The organism is Roseomonas sp. OT10, assembly GCF_020991085.1.
GTDB lineage: Bacteria > Pseudomonadota > Alphaproteobacteria > Acetobacterales > Acetobacteraceae > Roseomonas > Roseomonas cutis.
The window spans coordinates 108,983-128,988 of the sequence record NZ_CP087719.1 but is presented as its reverse complement, the minus strand read 5'-3'; the positions used below and the strand labels follow the sequence as shown (position 1 = coordinate 128,988).

Below are 20,006 nucleotides of genomic sequence, written 5' to 3'. Positions count from 1 at the left end.
AGACAGCGCAGCATGGCCCGCCCGAAGAAGCTCAAACCCGACGCACTCGCCACTGAGGTGGAGACGCTCGTCCACCCCGCCGATATCGCGCGCAAGAACATCCCGACCGCGGAGACCGCGGCGCTGATGGCGGAGGAGGAGGCGCGGGCGGAACCCAAGCTCTATCCGCGCAACCCGGACCTGGATCCGCAACTGGTCTGGCGCGGGAAGGATGCGCAAGACAGCGCACCGCTGCGCGTCGAGACGGTGCCCGTCTACATCCAGGAGAAGCTGTATCCGGAGGCGCTGATCCGCGATCTGCAACGCGTGTCGGCGAAGGAAGCGGCACCGCAGGCCGATCTGTTCGGCAGCTTCGACCGCATCACGGATGAGGCGGCGCGGCTCGAGTTCTACCAGCACGCCGAGAACTGGTCGAACCGGATGATCCTGGGCGACTCCCTGCTGGTGATGAACAGCCTGGCGGAGAAGGAAGGTCTTCGCGGCCAGGTGCAGATGATTTTTCTCGATCCACCCTATGGAATCAAATTCAGCAGCAACTGGCAGCCGAGCACGCGCACGCGCGATGTGAAGGAGGGCAAGGCCGAAGGGCTGTCGCGCGAGCCAGAGCAGATCAAGGCCTTCCGGGACACCTGGAAGGATGGCATCCACAGCTATCTGGCATATCTCCGAGATCGACTGGCTGTAGCGCGGGAGCTATTGGCCGAAAGCGGCAGTATCTTCGTTCAGATCGGCGACGAGAATGTCCATGTTGTGCGTAGCCTTCTCGACGAAGTTTTCGGGCCAGCCAACTTCATCGGACAGATCGCTTATCAAAAGACCACCGGTGCGACCTCTGATTTTCTCGGCGGCACGCTCGACTACCTGCTGTGGTTTGGAAAGAACCGTCAGCAAGCGAAATTTCGCGCCATGTACAATCTGAAAACAGCCGGCGAAGAGGGTGCGACCAAATATCGCAAGTTGATCCATCTCGATGGAGCGCGGAGACCTGCCGCAGAGGGCGAAGTCTCGGGTGCGACGGCGCTCCCAGATGGCTGGAAGTTGTACACCGACGACAACCTCACCAGCCAAAGCGCCGGCCGCGAAAAAGGAGAAGGCGCAGCGTCCTGGTTTGAAGTAAAACATGACGGCCGAAGTTTTCTTCCGACGATGCAATCCCGTTGGAAAACCAACGAAGCTGGGATGGGCCGTCTCCAGGCCGCTGGCAGGCTTGAGCCTGCGCGGAACATACTGCGCTACGTGAGGAAGCTGGATGATTTTGCCGCAGTCGAGATCAACGATCTCTGGCGGGATATCGGCGGCATCCAAAGCCGAAGCGATCCGAAGGTGTACGTGGTCCAGACGTCCACTACGGCAATTGAGCGCTGCATGCTCATGACCACCGATCCTGGTGACCTCGTCTTCGATCCGACCTGCGGTTCCGGCACCACCGCCTTCGTCGCCGAGCAATGGGGCCGCCGCTGGATCACCACCGACACCTCCCGCGTCGCCCTGGCGCTGGCACGCACGCGCCTCATGGCCGGGCGCTTCCCCGCCTACCTGCTGCGCGACAGTCGTGAGGGCGCAGCGAAGGAGGGCGAGATCACTGGGCGCCCACCCGAGGAAGGCCCCTTCCGCCACGACATCCGCCAGGGCCTGGTGCTGGAGCGCGTGCCGCACGTCACCCTGAAATCCATCGCCAACAACGCCGAGATCGACGTCATCCACGCCAACTGGGCGCCGAAGATCGAGGCCGCGCTTGCCGCCCTCAACACCGCCCTCGGGACGCAGCACGCCGAATGGCAGGTCCCCCGCAGCCTGCCCGAAGACGCGAAACCGGCGGTGCAGGAGGCGCATGCGGCCTTCTGGGCCGCCCGCCGCGCCCGGCAGGCGGAGATGGACGCCTCCATCGCTCGCAATGCCGAGACCGAGTTCCTGCACGACCGACCCTACGCGAAGAAGAACGCCGTCCGCGTCACGGGTCCCTTCACGGTGGAGAGCCTCTCGCCCCACCGCGTCCTGCCAGCGGATGAGGAAGACCAGGCCGTGATGGAGGCGCTCGCGCAGGAAGCGGGCGAGCCCGTGCCCGAACGCCGCCCGCTCCGCACCCGGCCGGACGCTGGCGATGACTTCGTGACCGCCGTGCTGGACAATCTCCAGAAGGCCGGCGTGCAGAACACGAAGAAGGATGAGCGCCTGACCTTCGCCACGCTGCGCCCCTGGCCCGGCGGCAGCCGCGTCTCGGCCGAGGGCGAATACGAGGAAGCGGGCGTGAAGAAACGCGCCGCCATCGTCATCGGCCCCGAATACGGCACCGTCGGCCCGGACCTGGTGCGCGAGGCCGCGCGCGAATGCCGCGACTGGGCGGATGCCATGGTCGTCTGCGGCTTCGCCTTCGACCCGCAGGTGGGCGACAGCACCATGAACCTCGGGCGCCTGGTGGTGCTGAAGGCGCGCATGAGCCAGGAGCTGCGCGCGGCGGAGGCCTACAAGGCCGGCGGCGGCAACCTGTTCGTGGTGTTCGGCGAGCCGGACATCGCGCTCGACCAGGCCGATGGTGCATGCGTCGTGCGCCTGAAGGGGGTGGACATCTTCGACCCCACCACGGGCGAGGTCCGCTCCTCCGGCCGTGTCGAGGATGACGTGGCCTGCTGGTTCGTGGACACGGACTACGACGGCGACAGCTTCTTCGTCCGCCACGCCTACTTCCTGGGCGGCAAGGACCCTTTCGAGAAGCTCAAGACCGCGCTGAAGGCCGAAGTGGACGAGGACGCCTGGGCCAGCCTCTACCGCACGGAAAGCCGTCCCTTTGTGAAGCCGAAGTCGGGCCGGATCGCGGTGAAGGTGATCAACCACTATGGGGACGAAGCCATGCGGGTGTTCCGACTGTGACGCGCCACACCATCGAGGCGGCGCAGCACCCGCTGGAGAAGATCTTCTGCGATGACTACCTGTTCCGCATCCCCTCCTACCAGCGCCCCTATGCCTGGACCACGGAGCAGGCCGGCGAGTTGCTGAGCGACATCGAGGCCGCCCGCGGGCGCGACCCGGACGACCCTTACTTCCTGGGCAGCGTGGTGTTGATCAAGGCTCCACAGAAGCCCGAGGCGGATGTTGTGGACGGGCAGCAGCGCCTGACCACACTGACCATCCTGCTCTGCGTGCTGCGCGATCTCTCGCCCGGCATCGCCGACGACGCGCATGGCTTCGTCTGCGAAGTGGGCAACAAGATGAAGCGCACCCAGGACCGCTTCCGACTGACGCTGCGGGAGCGTGATGCGGCCTTCTTCCGGGATATGATCCAGCGCCGCACGGCGACCGATGCGTTGCCCGATCCGCGCAGTCTGGAAGATTCGCGCGCCCGGATGGTGGAGAACGCTGCTCTGTTCCGAGACAGGCTCTCGGCCATGCCGGAGGCCGACCGCAGCGCGCTGGCCAGCTACTTGGTCCAGCACTGTTACCTCGTGCTGGTGGCAGCGTCTGATCAGGAATCGGCGTTCCGCATCTTCTCGGTGATGAATTCGCGGGGGCTCGACCTTTCGCCCGCCGACATCCTGAAGGCCGAAATCATCGGCGCTATCCCGCAGGCGCAGCAGGATGACTACACCGAGAAGTGGGAGGAGCTGGAAGCGGAGCTCGGCCGGGTGCGCTTCGCCGAACTGTTCGGCCACATCCGAACCATCCACCGCAAGCAGAAGATGAGCGAGACGCTGATCGCTGAGTTCCGAAAACACGTACCCACCGCAAAGCAGCCCGCACTCTTCGTGGACCAGGAACTCATCCCCTACGGCGAGGCCTTCCACGCCATCAGCGACGCGAGTTTCGAGACCTTTCAGCACGCGGACGCTATCAACGCGGCACTCCGCCACCTCGCGCGGATCGACAATTTCGACTGGCAGCCGCTCGCCATCCAGGTCTTCGCGCGGCACGGCGGTGACCCGGCCCATCTGCTGCGCTTCGTGAACGCGCTGGAGCGCTTCGCGTATGGGCTGTTCCTGACGCGCGCGGATACCAATGCGCGGCTGCGACGGTATGGAGCGGCGCTCGAGGCGTTTCAGCAGGGCGCGGACCTGCTCGCGGCGAATTCACCCCTGCAATTGACATCCGCCGATAAGGCAGGGGTGCGCCAGGCGCTGGCGGGCGACATCTACACCGAGACCCGTATCCGCCTCCCGCTGCTGCTACGCCTCGATTCGATGCTGGCGGCAGGGGGCGCCATCTACGATCACGCGACCATCAGCGTGGAGCATGTGCTGCCGCAAACGGTGCAGGCGGGCGGGCAGTGGGCGGCGGACTTCCCCGATCCCGCGCAGCGCGAGGCCTGGGTCCACAAGTTGGCCAACCTGCTTCTGCTGACCCGGCGAAAGAACGCGCAGGCGAACAACGCGGATTTTGCAGTGAAGAAGGCGAAGTATTTCAGCGCGAAAGGCGGAACGAGCAACTTCGCCCTCACCAATCAGGTGCTTGCTGAGCCTGTGTGGACGCTCGACGTATTGCAAAAGCGTCAGGATGCATTGATTTCGAAGATCGCTCAGGCTTGGGACTTGTGAGGTTTGGGGGCCGGGGACGCCGGGCAATTCGCACGCCAGTTGCTTCCGAGAGCCAATGCCGATGCAAAAAACCCTCAAGGCTCTGGCCGGGAAATCTGTGGAAAATCAGAGTTTTGGAGCTTGAGGGTTAAATCGCCCCACCCCCGAGCTTCGGAGACTCTCGCGCATCCGGAGAACGATTTCCGGGATCGTTGCGTTCTCCAACCCTCAAGCCGACACGGAGAAACCCCAGGAAACCTGCGGTTCACGGCGCCAACGGCGCAGAAGACATGTGAGAGTCTGATTCATAATTATCCGGCGTGATTTCATGGCCTTGCGATGCGGCGTGCGAAGAGCTGGATCGAGGCGATGAAGAGCCATGCGGTAGCCGATGCGATGGTCTGCTCGAAGTCCTTGGCGAGGCGGCGGTTCCGATTGAGCCAAGCCAGTGTGCGTTCGACAACCCAACGGCGCGGGAGGACGACAAACCCTCTTGCGGCATCTGACCGTTTGACGATCTCGACGGTCCATTTGCCGATCCGCCGGAGGGCGTCCCTGAGCTTGTCGCCAGCATATCCACCATCGGCGAAGACATGGCGCAGCCACGGGAAGCGCTTGATGATCTCGGCCAGCACCAGCGGCGCACCGTCACGGTCCTGGATGTCGGCGGTGTGGACTACCGCATGGACGAGATTGCCGTCGGTGTCGGTCAGGATGTGGCGCTTGCGGCCCTTGGTCTTCTTGCCCGCATCATAGCCCCGAGGTCCGCCGCTTTCCGTGGTTTTGACGCTTTGGCTGTCGATTACCCCGGCGCTGGGCGAGGCTTCGCGACCCGTCCCCTCACGGGCGATCAGCAACAGAGCATGGTTCAATGACAACCACAGCCTATTGTCCCGCCACAGGTAGAACCAGCGCCGCACCGTCGAGACCGGCGGAAAGCAGGGCGGCAGCATCCGCCACGGCAGGCCGCCACGCAGCAGATACAGGATCGCCTCGACAATCCGCCTGAGTGGCCACTTGCGCGGGCGGCCCACATGCGATGCTGGCGGAAAGAACGGCTCCAGCAGTGCCCATTCGGCATCGGTCAAATCGCTTGGCAAAGCCAGTTCCGCACGGGCATACTGCGCCCGAGTGGTATCGGTCCACATCGTTGATCTCCGGAAGTTTTCGCAAAAACCCCTGAATCAATGACCTGGGCTGGCGTCAAGCTAACCCGCTGATACCACTCAACTTAATTTCGGATCAGGCTCTGAGGTTGGAAGTCCGACTGGAGCGGGCGAAGGGATTCGAACCCTCGACCCCAACCTTGGCAAGGTTGTGCTCTACCCCTGAGCTACGCCCGCGCTCCGTTGGTGGCGGGGCGTATCGCACGCACTTCCGGGTCTGGCAAGTCACTCCGGCGGGGTTTCTTCAGCGGTGGCTCTTTCGCTCACGCGGATTTCTTCCTTTCCGGGACCAGGCCCAGGGCGGCCAAGGCCGGACAAGGGACCTGCCCCCCGCTACCCGCATGGCTCCGCCCCGTCGCGCAGGACCTTGATCGTGTTTCCTTGTGGGCATGACGCTTGAAACCCCCGAAGGCCTGCTGCAGCGCCTCGCCCGCGCCGGCATCGCGGCCCGCACCGTCCACCACCCGCCCCTGCATACGGTCGCGGAAAGCAAGGTTCTGCGTGGGGATTTGCCTGGCTTCCACGTCAAGAACCTCTTTCTGCGGGCGAAGTCCGGCACGGCATGGCTGGTGGTGCTGGAGGAAGATCGCACGGTCTCCATCAACGCCCTTGCCCGCCGCCTGGACGCCGGCCGGGTCTCCATGGGCAGCGCCGAGGATCTCTGGGCCACCCTCGGCGTGCGGCCAGGGGCCGTCACCCCGCTCGCCCTGGTGAACGCCCCGCCGGGCAGCGTCGCCTGCGCCATCGACTCCATGCTGCTGCGCGGCGGCCAGGTGAACATCCACCCCCTGGTCAACACCGCGACCACGGCCCTGGCGCCGGAGGACCTGCTGTCCTTCCTCCGTGGCCTGGGGCATGCGCCGCTTCGCCTGGATCTCGACGAACCCGGGTGAGGCCACCACAGCCGAAGCCGGCAGCCCCCGCGCCCCGCCTCCGCGCCGCCCCGGGCACGCGCAAGGCAGACCGCCAGCGGCAGGCCATTGCGCCGCGCCCCCTCAGGCGCATCTATGCACAAAGGATTGCCGGAACTGCACGATCATGGACACCATCCTGGACCCGAACCGCCCCGTAGGCCCTCTCGGCGGCCCCATGGCCGGGGGCGATGCCGACGTCATCCGCGACGGCGACCAGAAGACCTTCATGCAGGACGTGGTGGAGGCCTCCCGCCAAGTCCCTGTCCTGGTCGACTTCTGGGCGACGTGGTGCGGCCCCTGCAAGCAGCTCACCCCTGCGCTGGAGAAGGCGGTCAAGGCCGCCGGGGGCCGGGTGCGGCTGGTCAAGATCGACATCGACAAGAACCAGGCGCTGGTCCGCCAGCTCGCCCAGATGGGCCTGCCGCTGCAGTCGGTGCCGACGGTCGTCGCCTTCTGGCAAGGCCAGATCGCCGACCTGTTCCAGGGCGCCCTGCCCGAGAGCGAGGTGAAGCGCTTCATCGAGGCGCTGTTGAAGGCCGCCGGCGGCCAGATGCCGGCCCAGGACCTGCTGGCCGAGGCCAAGGCCGCCGTGGAGGAGGGTGACCACCAGGGCGCGCTGGAGCTGTTCGGCGCCCTCGCCCAGGCTGAGCCCGAGAATGCCGAGGCGCTGGCCGGCGTCGCTCGCGCCCTGATGGCGTTGGGCCATGAGGACCAGGCGAAGGCGGTAATCGACCAGATCCCGGCCAAGATCGCCCAGCACGCCGAGATCGCCTCGGTCCGGAGCGCGCTGGAGCTGGCCGAGCAGGGCCGTGCCGCCCGCTCCAAGCTGGCCGAGTTCGAGAGCCGCCTCGCCGCCGATCCGGACGACCACGCCGCCCGCATCGAACTGGCCGTGGCGCTGAACGCGGCCGAGGACCGCGCGGCCGCGGCCGACGCGCTGCTGGAGTCGGTCAGGCGCGACCGCGACTGGAACGAGCAAGCGGCCCGCAAGCAGCTGCTGAAGTTCCTCGAGGCCTGGGGCTTTGCCGACCCGGCCTCCGTCGCGGCGCGGCGCAAGCTCTCCTCGCTGCTGTTCAGCTAGCGGCGAGCGCGCCCGTGGCCGCCTTCCACCCCCGGCTCGAAAGCCTGCCGGCGGAGATCGCGGTCTTCCCGCTGACGGGTGCGCTGCTGCTGCCGCAGGGGCGGCTGCCGCTGAACATCTTCGAACCGCGCTACCTGGCCCTGGTGCAGGACAGCCTCGGCCAGGGGCGGATGTTCGGCATGATCCAGCCCGACCCCGCCCAGGCGGAGGTCCAGACGGGGGACCAGAGGGGGACAGGGACGCGACGCGTCCAACCCGCGCTCTACCGGGTGGGCTGCCTCGGCCGGATATCCTCCTTCGCGGAGACGGAGGATGGGCGGCTGCTGATCACCCTGACCGGGGTGGCCCGCTTCCGCGTCGCGGAGGAACTGCCATTGCGGGGCGGCTACCGGCAGGTGCGAGCCGACTATGCGGGCTGGGAGGAAGACCTCGCCGTCGACCGGTCACCCCCGCCGCTCGACCGCGCTGCCGTGCTTGGCGCCCTGCGGCCCTATTTTCGCGCGCGGCGGATCGAGGCGAACTGGGAGGCGCTGGAACAGATGGCGGACAGCATGCTGGTCACCACCCTGGCCATGGTCTGTCCCTTCGATCCGCGCGAGAAGCAGGCGCTGCTCGAGGCAGCGACCGAGGAGGAGCGGGCCAGGGTGCTGGTGACGCTCCTGCAGATGGATGCCCTGGCCGGCCCGGATGCCCCGGGCGGCCCCGGCCTGCCGAGCTAGGCCCGGCCGCCGGATCGCGGGATAAGGATCGGCCCCAGGACCCGCTCTCCGCGTGGCAGCGGTGGATCGGCCCCGGGGCCCGGAACAGGAATGGACGATCGATGAGCGAGAGCGCGACGCGGCCCGACGAGGCGGGCGCTGTGGACCCCCGGCTGCTGGAGATCCTGGTCTGCCCCGTGACCAAGGGTCCTCTGCGCTACGATCGCGCGCGGGGCGAGCTGGTCAGCGAGCAGGCGGGACTCGCCTATCCGATCCGCGACGGCATCCCGATCATGCTGCCGGACGAGGCGCGCAAGCTGGAGGGCTGAGCCGGCCGTGCCGGTCACCGCCCCGGTGGAGATCCGCCTGCTGCGGGCAGAGCGGCTGCTGGAGGTCGCCTGGGCCGATGGCGCCCGGCATCGGCTGCCGGCCGAGTACCTGCGGGTGGAGAGCCCCTCCGCCGAGGTCCAGGGGCACGGTCCCGGTCAGCGGAAGCTGGTGTCCGGGCGACGCCATGTCGGCATCCTGAAGCTGGAGCCCGTGGGGCGCTACGCCCTGCGCCTGGTCTTCGACGACCTGCACGACACGGGGATCTACAGCTGGGAGGAGCTGCGGCGGCTGGGCGAGGAATACCCGGCCCGCTGGGCCGCCTATGAAGCGGAGCTGGGGGCACGGGGGCTGTCACGCGATCCGCCCCGGCGGCCGGGGGCGCCCCCTTCCGGATCGCCGGATCGCACGCACATAGCCTAGCCGACCCGACGGAGAGCCCGTGCTCCCCGGGGGGCGGAGACCCGTATCCGGACGGGCCCGCCCTGCCTGTCCGGATCATGAGGCCTGCCATGACGCAGCATCATCTCCCTCGCCGGCGGCTTCTCCGCGCCGGCCTCGCGCTCGCCCCCCTGGGCCTCGGCCTCGCGGCTCCGGCCCTCGGCCAGCCCACTGGCGCGGCCCAGCCCCCCACCCGCCTGCGCGGCACCATCGCCGCCATCGCCGGCGACCGGATGACGGTCGTGACGCGGGAAGGCCCCTCGGTGGAGGTCGCACTGAACGATCCCCTGACGGTGTCCGCCCTGCGCCGCCTCGCCCTCTCCGACATCGCGCCGAACAGCTACATCGGCACGGCGGCGGCGCCGGGCCCCGACGGGCAGTTGCAGGCGCTGGAGGTGCTGGTCTTTCCCGAGGCGATGCGCGGCACCGGAGAGGGGCACTTCCCCTGGGATCTCGCCCCCGGCTCCACCATGACCAACGCCACCGTCGGCGCCACGGTGGAGGGCCGCGCCGGGCGCGAGCTGACGCTGAACTACAAGGGCCAGAGCGTGCAGGTCCGCGTGCCGCCCGAGGCGCCGGTCGTCACCCTGATCCCCGCCAGCCGCGCGGACCTGGTACCGGGCGCGCCGGTCTTCCTCTCCGCCACCCGCAATGCCGCGGGCCAGCTTGCCACCGGCCGCGTCACCGTGGGCAAGGACGGCGTGGCGCCGCCCATGTGACGCCACGCCCATCCCGCCCCGCGACCGCCGCCTGATGTCCGACACCGCCCTTCCCCGTCCGCGCCGGGAGCGCCGCAGCGGCCCGCGGGCAGCGCCGCGCCTCGCCGCCTGGCCGCTGCCCTGGCGCGACCGCGGTGGCCGCTTCTCCTGGTTCAAGGCGCTGGCCTTCCTGGGCACGCTGGTGCCCGCCGGCATCCTGGCCGGGCGCTGGATGGCCATGGATCTGGGGCCGGAACCCTATACGGAGGCGATCCACGTCGCCGGCCTCTGGGCCATCCGCTTCCTCGCCATCTCCCTGGTCGTCACGCCGCTGCGCCGGCTGGCGGACTGGCCGCGCGTCGTGCTCCTGCGCCGCATGCTAGGGCTGGCGGCGCTGGCCTATGCCCTGCTGCACGTCGCGCTCTATGCCGCCGACCAGCAGTTCCGGCTGTGGCACGTGTTGTCCGAGATGCTGCGGCGGAACTACCTGACGCTCGGCTTGGTGGCGGTGATCATCCTCTGCACCCTGGGCTGGACCTCCACCGACGGGTGGCTGCGCCGGCTGGGCCGGGACTGGAAGCGGCTGCACCGGCTGGTCTTCGCCGCCGCGGGACTGGCCCTGGTGCACTTCTTCCTGCAATCGAAGATCGACGTCACCCAGGCGGTGCTGATGGCCGGCCTGTTCCTCTGGCTAATCCTGTGGCGGCTGCTGCCGGCCACGTGGCAGGCCAGCCTGCCGGCGCTGCTGGGGCTGGCGGCCGCCGCGGCGCTCGGCACCGCCGGGATCGAGTACGCGTGGTACGCGCTGGCCACGCCGATCCCGCCGCTGTTGGTGCTGCAGGCGAATCTGGACGTGTCCTTCGGCCTGCGCCCGGCGCTGTGGGTGGGGATCGCCGGGCTGGGGGCGGCAGCGCTGGTGCCGCTGCGCCGGCTGGTGCCGGCGAGCTGATCTGCGGGCCGGTACTGTGAGACCTGTACGCGGATTGCCCTCTCGGGCGTGGCGCCGGTCGCCCCCATGGCCGGGCGCTCCCTGCTCGCCGCCGAGCCACGCGCACGGCGGGTGGTGGAAACCGGCCACGACGCCTATCGCCAGCGCCTCGTCCTGGCGGGCGAGGGCCGTGGCACGGTGATCCGCGAAGGCGGGCGGGTCGGTGCGGAGGGCGGGATGCGCTGACCGCCGCGGCGGTCCGGTCAGGCCAGGGCGGAATCCGCCCCGACGAGCGTGGTGCCCAGCATCGCGGCGAGGCGAGGCGCGACCTCCGGCGTCGCGGCCAGAACGAGGTTGCCCTCGGTCAGCCCGTTCCCGGCCAGCACGTCGTTGACCTGCCCGCCTGCCTCCTCGACCAGCAGCAGGCCGGCGAGGCAGTCCCAGGCGTTCATGTGCAGCTCGACATAGCCGTCGCTCAGCCCGGCGGCGGCCTCGGCCAGGCCCAGTGCACCGGAGCCGTGGCGGCGAAACTCGATCCCCGCCTCGGTCAGCCGGTGCAGCAGGGCGCAGAATTCGTCCAGGCCGCGGCGGCCGGACCAGCCCAGCTCGATCACCGGCGCGGCGCCGTGCCGCAGGTGGCTGACGGCGATGGGCCGCCCGTTCAGCACCGCCCCGCCGCCGCGTCGTGCGGCGAAGAGCCGGTCGCTGTCGGGGGCGAAGATCACGCCGACCTGCGTGCGTCCGTCGCGCACGTAGGAGAGCGAGACGCACCAGCGCGGCGTGCCGTGGATGTAGCCGGCGGTGCCGTCGATCGGGTCCACCACCCAGACGCTGTCGGCCGCCTCGCCCCCCTCCTCCTCGCCGATCACCGCATCGCCGAAGGCGTCGGCCACGCGGGTGCGGATCAGCGCCTCCACGGCGCGGTCGGCCTCGGTACAGAAGTCGATCGGGTTCTTGGCGTCCGGCTTGCCCAGCCCGTGGCGCATGCGCTGCGCGAGCGCGCCGCATTCCACGGCGAGGCCGATGGCGAAGGCCAGGCGGTCGGCGATCGGGTCGCCGCTCATGCCGGCACCACCACCGCGCCGTCGGCGTCGATCCGCACGCCCACCGCGCTGCCCTCCGGCAGGGCGGAAAGCACGTCGGGGTCGATCACCAGCACGTCGTCCGGCACGCCTTCCAGCACCACCTCGTATTCCATGTGGTCGCCGAGATACGCGGCCTTGCGGACGGTGCCCGGGACGGCGTCCGCCGTGGCGGCGCCCGGGGTCAGGCGCAGGCATTGCGGCCGCACCGCCAGCTCCGCCGGCCCGTCCGCCAGCCCGCGATGCGGCAGGCGCAGGAGGAGGGGACCGAGCCGGACCTGCGCCACCGTCTCGTCCTCCCGCCGCAGCGTCACGGGGAGGAGGTTGGCGTTGCCGATGAAGTCGGCGATGAAGCGGCTGCTCGGCCGTTCGTAGAGGTCGCGCGGCGCGCCGTCCTGCACGATCACACCCCCACGCATGACGATGATCCGGTCGGAGACGGCGAGCGCCTCCTCCTGGTCATGGGTGACGTAGACCACGGTCAGGCCGAGGGATTGCTGGAGCGCGCGGATGTCGGCCCGCACCCGCCGGCGCAGCTTGGCGTCGAGGTTGGAGAGCGGCTCGTCGAACAGCAGCACCTTGGGCTCCAGCACGATGGCGCGCGCCACCGCCACGCGCTGCTGCTGCCCGCCGGACAGCTCGCTGGGCAGGCGCTTCTCGAAGCCCGCGAGGCCGACGGCCGCGAGCTTCTCCGCCGCCATCGCCTCCGCCCGGGCGCGCGGGGTGCCGGCGGCGCGCAGCCCGTAGCAGACGTTCTCCATCACCGTCATGTGCGGGAACAGCGCGTAGGACTGGAACACCATGGAGACGTCGCGCTCGGCCGCCGAGAGGTGGGTCACGTCCTGCCCGTCGATCAGGATGCGCCCGCCATTCGGGTGCTCCAGCCCGGCGACGAGACGCAAGGTGGAGGTCTTGCCGCAGCCCGAGGGCCCGAGCAGCGTCACCAGCGTGCCGCGCGCGATGTCGAAGCTGACGGCGTTCACCGCCAACACCGGGCCGTAGCGCTTCACCACCGCCTCGAAGCGCACTGCCGGCGGGGCGGCGGAGAGGGCATCTGCCGCGGGCCGGCCACGGGTCATCTCGTTCATGCTCATGCCCTCGCAGGGACCTTCTCGCCCGGAACCGGCAACGCCTCGGTGGCGGAGCGGCGGCCGATCCGCCGCTCGCCCACCAGGGCCTGGATCAGCAGCAGCGCCGCGACCATGATGGCGATCAGCACGGCGGAGTAGACGATGGCGATGCCGTACTCGCCGTACTCGGCGCGGCCGACGATGTAGACGGTGGCGAGGTTGTACTCGCCGCTGACCAGGAAGATCACCGCGCTGACGGAGGTGATGGCGCGCACGAAGCTGTAGACCATGGCGGTGGCGATGGCCGGCCGCAGGATCGGCAGCAGCACGCGCCGCAGGGTGGCGGCGGAGCGCGCGCCGAGGGTCAGCGACGCCTCGTCCAGGCTGCGGTCCACCTGGCTGAGGTTGGCGAGCCCGGCGCGGATACCCACCGGCATGTTCCGGAAGATGAAGGCGATCACCATGATCAGCCCCGTCCCCGTCAGCTCCAGCGGCGGCACGTTGAAGGCCAGGATGTAGCTGATGCCGATCACCGTGCCGGGGATGGCGAAGCTCATCATCGTCAGGAATTCGAAGGCGCCGCGCCCGGCGAAGCTCTGCCGGTTCAGCAGCCAAGCGGTGAGGATGCCCAGGGCGGCCGTCAGCGGCATGGCCAGCAGCGCCACCCGCAGCGTGGTCAGCAGCGAGCTCCAGGCGGAACCGGCCAGGAACCAGCCATCCACCCCCCGCTCGATGGCGAAGGCGGTCAGGAAGTGGCGCAGCGTGAAGCTGTTGTCGCTGCCGATCGCGGTGATGAAGCCGCCGACCAGGATCAGCCCGTAGATCGCGACCGTCAGCAGCAGCCAGGGGATGACGACGGCGAGGCAGGCGATCCGCAACCCCCGCGGCAGGCGCAGCGGCTGGCCGGAATCCCCCTTGCCCGTCACCGTCACGTAGGAGCGCCGCCCGAGCCAGAGCCGTTGCAGCAGGAAGGCGGAGAGGGTGAAGATCAGCAGCACGATGGCCAGCACCGCCGCCTGCCCCTGGTCGTGCGCCGCCCCCACCACGGCGAAGTAGATGGCGACCGAGAGCACCTGGAAGTTGCCGCCGATCATGATCGGGTTGCCGAAATCGGCCAGGCTCTCGATGAAGGCGATCAGGAAGGCATTGGCGAGACCCGGCCGGATCAGCGGCCAGGTGACGTGGCGGAAGGTGCGCCAGCGGCCGGAGCGCAGGGTCTGCGACGCCTCCTCCAGGCTGGGGCTGACGCCTTGCAGCACGCCTTGCAGCACGAGGAAGGAGATCGGCGTGAAGGCCAGGAGCTGGGCGATGGTCAGCCCCGGCATGCCGTAGATCCAGCGCGAGCGCGGCAGGCCGAACCACTCCTGCAGCCACACCGTCACCAGCCCGGCGCGGCCGAAATACAGGATCAGCGCGAGGCCGATGACGAAGGGCGGCGTGATGACGGGCAGCAGCGAGAGCAGCTTCAGCAGGCGCGGGAAGGGGAAGCGGGTGCGGGTGGCCACCAGCGCGAAGGCGAGGCCGAGCAGCGTGCTCAGCACCCCCACCAGGATCGCCTGGGCCAGCGAGTTCCAGGCGACGCCGCAGCGCCCGGGCCCGGTGACGCAGTCCAGCCCCCAGATGGCTTCCGCCGTCAGCTTGCCGGCGAAGAGCGGCAGGTCGAGGTTGCCGTCATTGTCCTGGAAGGCGGAGACGAGGACGCAGAGCACGGGATAGCCGACGAAGACGAGGATCGAGCCGCAGACCAGCCCGATCGAGGCGATGGTGAAGACCTCGCCCTTGCACCAGCCCTTCCAGGCGAGGCCATAGGCCAGCAGCACCATGGCGGCCACGGCGTAGAGCAGCGCCCCCCAGCCCAGGGCCGGCTGCGCGGCGGTGGCGCCGAACAGCCAGCCCAGCCCCTCCAGCCGCCAGCCATGCGCGCGGATGCCGAAGGCCTCCAGCACCAGCCAGGCCAGCGCGGCGATGCCCGCCGCCACCAGCGGCCCGGGGCGGCGCCCGGCCACGGCCCAGGCGGCCAGCAGCGGCGGGACCAGCAGCGGCAGCAGCCAGGGGCGGCCGCCGAGCGTCGCCTGCCACGCGGCCGGCAGCGCCTCGGCGCCGGCGCCGCGCAGCAGGGAGGAGAGCCCGCCCTCCTGCCCGTACCAGGGCAGCGCCAGCAGCGAGGCGGCCCAGGCGGCCAGCCACCACCACGCCGCGTGGCGGATGCTGCGGGCCTTGCCCTGGCGGGGGACAGAAAGGAGAGCGGCGCTCACCGGGCGTCAGCGCGCGTTCTGCACTTCGCGCGTCCAGCGCGAGAGCAGGCGGGTGCGCTCGGCCGAGGAGCCGTACTTCTCGAAGTCGTAGTTGATCAGCTTGATGGAGCTGATGTCCGGCGCCTCCGGCGGCACCGGCGTGCCGGTGTTGGAAGGAAGCTGGTAGGAGCCGTGCTGCGCCGCGATGGCCTGGGCCGCGGGGGTCAGCGCCCATTCGTAGAAGCGCTTCGCCTCCTCCGGATGGCGGGCGCCGCGGATGATGCTCATCGAGCCGATCTCGAAGCCCGTGCCCTCGCAGGGCGAGACCACCTTCACCGCCGGGTTCTGCTTCGCCGCGTCCACCAGGTCGTGCTGGAAGGCGATGCCGATCAGCGTCTCGCCGCGCATCACCGCCTGGGCGGGGGCGGCGCCGGCGCTGGTGTACTGGTCGATGTTGACGTTCAGGCGCTTGAGGTAGTCAAAGGCCTTGTCCTCGCCCATCAGCTGCACCAGCGTCGCCAGCATGGTCCAGGTGGTGCCGGAGGCGTTGGGGTTGGCCATCTGCACCTCGCCCTTGTACTCGGGCTTCAGCAGGTCCTCCCAGCAGGCCGGCACGGGCAGGTTGCGGCGCTTCAGCTCCCGCTCGTTGTAGCCGAAGCCCAGCGCGCCCATGTAGATGCCGACGGTGCGGTTCTGCGACCGCGCCGCCTGCTGCTGCGCCCAGTCGCGCAGTTGTGGCAGCGCCTCGGAGCGATAGGGCTCCGTCAGATCGTCGGAGGCAGCCTGGAGGTGCGGGTCGCCCGTGCCGCCGTACCACACGTCGCCGCGCGGGTTGGTCCGCTCGGCGCGCAGGCGGGCGAAGATCTCGCCCGCGCTCTGGCGCGTCATGTCCACGCGCACGCCCGTCTGCGCCTGGAAGGCGGTGGCGGCGGCGCGGCACCAGGCCTCGTTCACGCCGCAATACATCACGAGGCTGTTGCCCTGCGCCCGCGCCCCGCCCGGCGCCATGGCGACCGCGAGAACGCCGCCCAGCAGCAGCGCCGCGCGCCGCATCACACCCTTGGACATCCCATCACTCCCATCAGGGGCGCGCCGTTCGCGGCGCTGCCCGGTCTCGCCACCCTACTCCGCGGGGCGCCGCAGCATCCACTCGTGAGCAGGGTCGTTGTGGAAGCGCCAGGCGCGGCGCGGCCCCGCCATGACGTTCAGGTAGTAGAGCCGGTAGCCATGCGGCGCCCCCACCGGATGGTAGCCGCGCGGCACCAGCACCACGTCGCCGTCGCCCACCGCCAGCACCTCGTCCAGGTCGCGTTCGTCCGTGTAGACGCGCTGCACCGCGAAGCCCTGCGCCGGGTCGAGCCGGTGGTAGTAGGTTTCCTCCAGCAGCGTCTCGTCCGGGAAGGCGTCGCGGTCATGCTTGTGCGGCGGATAGGAGGACCAGTTCCCCGCGGGCGTCAGCACCTCCACCACCAGCAGCCCCTCGGCGGGCTCCGTCTCCGGCAGGATGTTGTGGACGACGCGGCGGTTGCTGCCCTCGCCGCGCGTCTCCGGCGCGATGCCCTCGGGCGCGATGCGGCGCGGCGGCAGGCCGGGCTTCCCGGGGGCGGAGCAGACGGCCAGTTCCAGCGCCGTCTCCGCCTCCACCCGCCAGTCGGTGCCGGCGGGGACGTAGACGGCATCCGGCCTGCCCTCGAAGGGCGAGGCGCGGCCGCCGACCCCCTCCACCCGCACGCCGCCCGTGCTGACGGCGGCGCGGCCGGTGACGGGGACGAGGCAGAACTCCCGCGCCGCCTCGCCGCCCGAGACGGACTGCCCCGCCTCCAGCCGGTAGAGGTCGAAGCCGACATGCGTCCAGCCCGCATTCTCCGGCGTGACGTGGTGCACGCGCCCCTGGGCGTCCGGCTTGCCCGCGCGGCGCAGCAGGGCGCTGCTCATGCCGCGCGCTCCATCCCGGCGCCGGCCGCGAAGCGCGCGAGATTGTCGTGGCCCATCCGGGCATAGCGCAGCGGGTTCGCCTTCTCCGGGTCCTGCTCCGCCTCGATCACCAGCCAGCCGTGATAGCCGGGGAGTTCCGCCAGCACGGCCCGAAAATCCACCATGCCGTCGCCGGGCACGGTGAAGACGCCGGCCACGACGCTGTCGAGGAAGCTCCAATCCTTCGCCCGGGATTCCTCCATCACCGCGCGGCGGATGTCCTTGGTGTGGACGTGGCGGATGCGCTCCCGCCAGCGGCGGGCCAGCGCCACCGGATCGGCGCCGCCGAAGGTCGCGTGCCCCGTGTCCAGCAGCAGGTGCAGCGCCGAGCCGGTGGAGTCCATCAGCCGGTCGATCTCCGCCCCGCTCTGCACCACCGTGCCCATGTGGTGGTGGTAGACCAGCGCGAGGCCCGCATCGGCCACGGCCTTGCCCACCTCGGTCAGCCGCGCGCCGAACGTCGCCCAGTCCGCGTCGGCCAGCACCGGGCGGCGGGAGAGGGGGATGCCCTGGTCGCCATGGATGGCGTTGGAGGTCTCGGCGATGATCAGCACCTCCGCGCCGCAGCCGCGCAGCAGGTCGAGATGCGGTTGCATCGCCGCGATCTCCGCCTTGGCGTCGCGGACCAGCAGCTCGCAGGAATACCAGCCGGAGACCAAGGCGAGGTCGTGCGCCGACAGCACCGCTTGCAGCTCCGGCGCGGTGCGGGGGAACTTGTGCCCCAGCTCGATGCCGTCGAAGCCCGCCTCGCGCGCCTCGCGCAGGCAGGTCTCCAGCGGGGTGGCGCCGCCCAGCGTGCGCAGGTCGTCGTTCGACCAGGCGATGGGGTTGGTGCCCAGGCGGATGCGTGGCGTGCTCATGCTCATCGTCCCAGCGCCTGTTCCGCGCGGGCCTCCTCGTAGCGGGCGCGGGCCTCGCGCACCTCGGCGCGGTCCGAGACCTCGGGCACGCCCACATCCCACCAGTGCCCGCCCGCCGCGGTGGACTCGCGCGGGTCGGTGTCGATCACCAGGACCGTGGTGCGGGGCGATCCCTTCGCCCGGGCCAGCGCCGCCTCCAGCTCCGCCACCGAGGCGACATGCTCGGCCACGGCGCCCAGGCTCTCCGCATGGGCGCGGAAGTCGATGCGCGGCGTCTCCTCGGGCAGCAGGTTGTTGAACGGCGCGCCGCCCGTGGCCCCCTGCAAGCGGCCGATGCAGCCGAAGCCGCGATTGTCCAGCAGCACGACGGTCAGCTTCGCGCCCATCGCGACCGCCGTCGCCAGCTCGGAGTTCAGCATCAGGTAGCTGCCGTCGCCCAGCATCACGATCACGTCGGTGTCCGGCCGCGCCAGCTTCACGCCCAACCCGCCGGCGATCTCGTAGCCCATGCAGGAGAAGCCGTATTCCAGGTGGTAGCCGCCCGGCGCCGTCGCCTGCCACAGCTTGTGCAGCTCGCCCGGCAGTCCGCCGGCCGCGCCCACCACCACGGTCCGTGGCCCCGCCGCACGCTGCACCGCGCCGATCACCTGCGCGTCCGAAGGCAGCGGCGCGTTGGTGGGGGCGGTCACGGCGGCCGCCTCCCGCTCCCAGGCGGCCAGCGCCGTGCGCCCCGCCACCGCCCAGGCTTCGGGCGCGCGGTGCCCCGCCAGCGCCTCGTCCAGCGCCGCCAGCCCCTCTCGCGCATCCGCCACCAGCGGCCGCGCGAAGTGCTTGCCGGCATCGAAGGGCTGCACGTTCAGCCCCACCAGCACCCGCCCGGGATCGCGGAACAGCGCCCAGGAGCCGGTGGTGAAGTCCTGCAACCGCGTCCCCACCGCCAGCACCAGATCGGCCCGTTCCGCCAGCGCGTTCGCGGCCGCCGTCCCGGTGACGCCGATGGCGCCCAGGTTCAGCGGGTGCCCGTGCGGCATGGCGGCCTTCCCCGCCTGGGTCTCCGCCACCGGGATGCCGTGCGCCGTCGCGAACTCCGCCAGCGCCCCCGTCGCGCCGCTGTAGTGCACGCCGCCGCCCGCCACGATCAGCGGCCGCTGCGCCGCACGCAGCAGGCGCGCCGCCTCCTCCAGCTCCGCGCGGTCCGGCCGCGGCCGGCGCGGCGCCCAGCGGCGCGGCGCGAAGAATTCCTCCGGCCAGTCGAAGGCCTCCGCCTGGGTGTCCTGGCACAGCGCCAGCGTCACCGGCCCGCATTCCGCCGGATCGGTCAGCACCGCCATCGCGCGCGGTAAGGCGGTCAGCAACTGCTCCGGCCGCGCGATGCGGTCGAAGTAGCGCGACACCGGCCGGAAGCAGTCATTGGCGGAAACGGTGCCGTCCCCGAAATCCTCGACCTGCTGCAACACCGGATCGGGTCGCCGCCCCGCGAAGACGTCGCCGGGCAGCAGCAGCACCGGCAGGCGGTTCACATGCGCCAGCGCCGCCGCCGTCACCATGTTCGTCGCCCCCGGCCCGATGGAGCTGGTGCAGGCCATCATCCGCCGCCGCCCGCTGGCCTTGGCGAAGGCCACGGCCGCATGCGCCATCCCCTGCTCGCTATGCGCCCGCAGCGTCGGCAGCGTCTCCCGCACGCCCCACAGTGCCTCGCCCATCCCGGCCACGTTGCCATGCCCGAAGATCGCCCAAACCCCGGCGAACAACGCCGCCCCGTCGCCCGCCTGCTGCGCGGCCAAGTAGCGCACGAGCGCCTGCGCGGTGGTGAGGCGGGTCATGGCTGCGTGGCTCCCGTGACTCGCAGGGCGGGCTCCGCCCCCCTGCACCCCCCGCCAGGAGCAAAGCCCCTGGACCCATATTCGTAAAAGAGTGGCGCTGGCTGGACCGGGGGTGCCTCGACGCGGCTACGCCGTCGAGGCACCCCCGGTCCAGCCAGCGCATTTGTGAAAGGGGGTCCAGGGGCTCTGCTCCTGGCGGGTGGGG

General features: G+C 70.3%; 18 protein-coding genes and 1 tRNA gene. 10 read left to right on the top strand and 9 right to left on the bottom strand.

Annotation, left to right across the window (positions count from 1 at the left end; genetic code table 11):
• The first annotated feature begins 12 nt into the window (after positions 1-12).
• Both LPC08_RS00695 and LPC08_RS00690 read left to right on the top strand, forming a co-directional pair.
• Positions 13-2,868 (top strand): site-specific DNA-methyltransferase, encoded by a 2,856-nt coding sequence (locus LPC08_RS00695; protein WP_230450821.1) that lies wholly within the window; start codon positions 13-15, stop codon positions 2,866-2,868.
• Positions 2,865-4,526, top strand: coding sequence for a DUF262 domain-containing protein (locus LPC08_RS00690; RefSeq protein ID WP_230450820.1), 1,662 nt, complete (start codon positions 2,865-2,867; stop codon positions 4,524-4,526). Before LPC08_RS00695 ends, LPC08_RS00690 begins: the two co-directional genes overlap by 4 nt.
• A 305-nt stretch (positions 4,527-4,831) precedes the next feature.
• Here LPC08_RS00690 and LPC08_RS00685 read toward each other — a convergent pair whose 3' ends face one another.
• Together LPC08_RS00685 and LPC08_RS00680 are read right to left on the bottom strand one after the other, a co-directional pair.
• Complete coding sequence (locus LPC08_RS00685) at positions 4,832-5,653, bottom strand: IS5 family transposase (protein WP_230450819.1); 822 nt, start codon at positions 5,651-5,653, stop codon at positions 4,832-4,834.
• Positions 5,654-5,773: 120 nt separating this feature from the next.
• Positions 5,774-5,848, bottom strand: a tRNA-Gly gene (locus tag LPC08_RS00680).
• 212 nt (positions 5,849-6,060) lie between these two features.
• On the opposite strand from LPC08_RS00680, the gene LPC08_RS00675 reads away from it, so the two are divergent.
• The 8 genes from LPC08_RS00675 (at position 6,061) to LPC08_RS00640 (ending at position 11,004) form a co-directional block, all read left to right on the top strand.
• The gene (locus LPC08_RS00675) at positions 6,061-6,564 is read left to right on the top strand and encodes a prolyl-tRNA synthetase associated domain-containing protein (protein WP_230450818.1); all 504 of its coding nucleotides are present in this window, start codon (positions 6,061-6,063) and stop codon (positions 6,562-6,564) included.
• A gap of 145 nt (positions 6,565-6,709) precedes the next feature.
• The gene (locus tag LPC08_RS00670) at positions 6,710-7,666 is read left to right on the top strand and encodes a tetratricopeptide repeat protein (protein WP_230450817.1); all 957 of its coding nucleotides are present in this window, start codon (positions 6,710-6,712) and stop codon (positions 7,664-7,666) included.
• A gap of 14 nt (positions 7,667-7,680) precedes the next feature.
• Positions 7,681-8,385 carry an LON peptidase substrate-binding domain-containing protein gene (locus LPC08_RS00665; protein ID WP_230450816.1) on the top strand — a complete coding sequence of 235 codons (705 nt, stop codon included), beginning with the start codon at positions 7,681-7,683 and terminating at the stop codon, positions 8,383-8,385.
• Positions 8,386-8,486: 101 nt separating this feature from the next.
• On the top strand, positions 8,487-8,693 hold the full coding sequence (locus LPC08_RS00660; protein ID WP_230450815.1) for a Trm112 family protein: 207 nt from the start codon (positions 8,487-8,489) through the stop codon (positions 8,691-8,693).
• Positions 8,694-8,700: 7 nt separating this feature from the next.
• Positions 8,701-9,114, top strand: a complete 414-nt coding sequence (locus tag LPC08_RS00655; RefSeq protein WP_230450814.1) for a gamma-butyrobetaine hydroxylase family protein — start codon at positions 8,701-8,703, stop codon at positions 9,112-9,114.
• Between the two features lie 89 nt (positions 9,115-9,203).
• Positions 9,204-9,851, top strand: coding sequence for a hypothetical protein (locus LPC08_RS00650; protein ID WP_230450813.1), 648 nt, complete (start codon positions 9,204-9,206; stop codon positions 9,849-9,851).
• A 34-nt stretch (positions 9,852-9,885) separates the two neighbouring features.
• Positions 9,886-10,779 (top strand): protein-methionine-sulfoxide reductase heme-binding subunit MsrQ, encoded by an 894-nt coding sequence (gene msrQ, locus LPC08_RS00645; protein ID WP_230450812.1) that lies wholly within the window; start codon positions 9,886-9,888, stop codon positions 10,777-10,779.
• Between the two features lie 48 nt (positions 10,780-10,827).
• Positions 10,828-11,004, top strand: a complete 177-nt coding sequence (locus LPC08_RS00640; RefSeq protein ID WP_230450811.1) for a hypothetical protein — start codon at positions 10,828-10,830, stop codon at positions 11,002-11,004.
• A 17-nt stretch (positions 11,005-11,021) separates the two neighbouring features.
• Here the strand turns inward: LPC08_RS00640 and LPC08_RS00635 are convergent, their stop codons facing one another.
• The 7 genes from LPC08_RS00635 to iolD are packed head-to-tail and all read right to left on the bottom strand — an operon-like array spanning position 11,022 to position 19,801.
• Complete coding sequence (locus LPC08_RS00635; protein WP_230450810.1) at positions 11,022-11,822, bottom strand: inositol monophosphatase family protein; 801 nt, start codon at positions 11,820-11,822, stop codon at positions 11,022-11,024.
• Entirely contained in the window at positions 11,819-12,928 is a 1,110-nt protein-coding gene (locus LPC08_RS00630) for an ABC transporter ATP-binding protein (protein ID WP_230450809.1), read from the bottom strand. Before LPC08_RS00630 ends, LPC08_RS00635 begins: the two co-directional genes overlap by 4 nt.
• 2 nt (positions 12,929-12,930) lie before the next feature.
• Entirely contained in the window at positions 12,931-15,165 is a 2,235-nt protein-coding gene (locus LPC08_RS00625; protein ID WP_230450808.1) for an ABC transporter permease, read from the bottom strand.
• Positions 15,166-15,171: 6 nt separating this feature from the next.
• Complete coding sequence (locus tag LPC08_RS00620; protein ID WP_230450807.1) at positions 15,172-16,212, bottom strand: ABC transporter substrate-binding protein; 1,041 nt, start codon at positions 16,210-16,212, stop codon at positions 15,172-15,174.
• Between the two features lie 54 nt (positions 16,213-16,266).
• Complete coding sequence (iolB, locus tag LPC08_RS00615; protein ID WP_230450806.1) at positions 16,267-17,079, bottom strand: 5-deoxy-glucuronate isomerase; 813 nt, start codon at positions 17,077-17,079, stop codon at positions 16,267-16,269.
• On the bottom strand, positions 17,076-17,978 hold the full coding sequence (gene iolE / locus LPC08_RS00610) for a myo-inosose-2 dehydratase (protein ID WP_230450805.1): 903 nt from the start codon (positions 17,976-17,978) through the stop codon (positions 17,076-17,078). The genes iolB and iolE overlap by 4 nt, the downstream gene beginning before the upstream one ends.
• Before the next feature lie 2 nt (positions 17,979-17,980).
• Positions 17,981-19,801, bottom strand: coding sequence for a 3D-(3,5/4)-trihydroxycyclohexane-1,2-dione acylhydrolase (decyclizing) (iolD, locus tag LPC08_RS00605; RefSeq protein ID WP_230450804.1), 1,821 nt, complete (start codon positions 19,799-19,801; stop codon positions 17,981-17,983).
• Positions 19,802-20,006 lie beyond the last annotated feature (205 nt).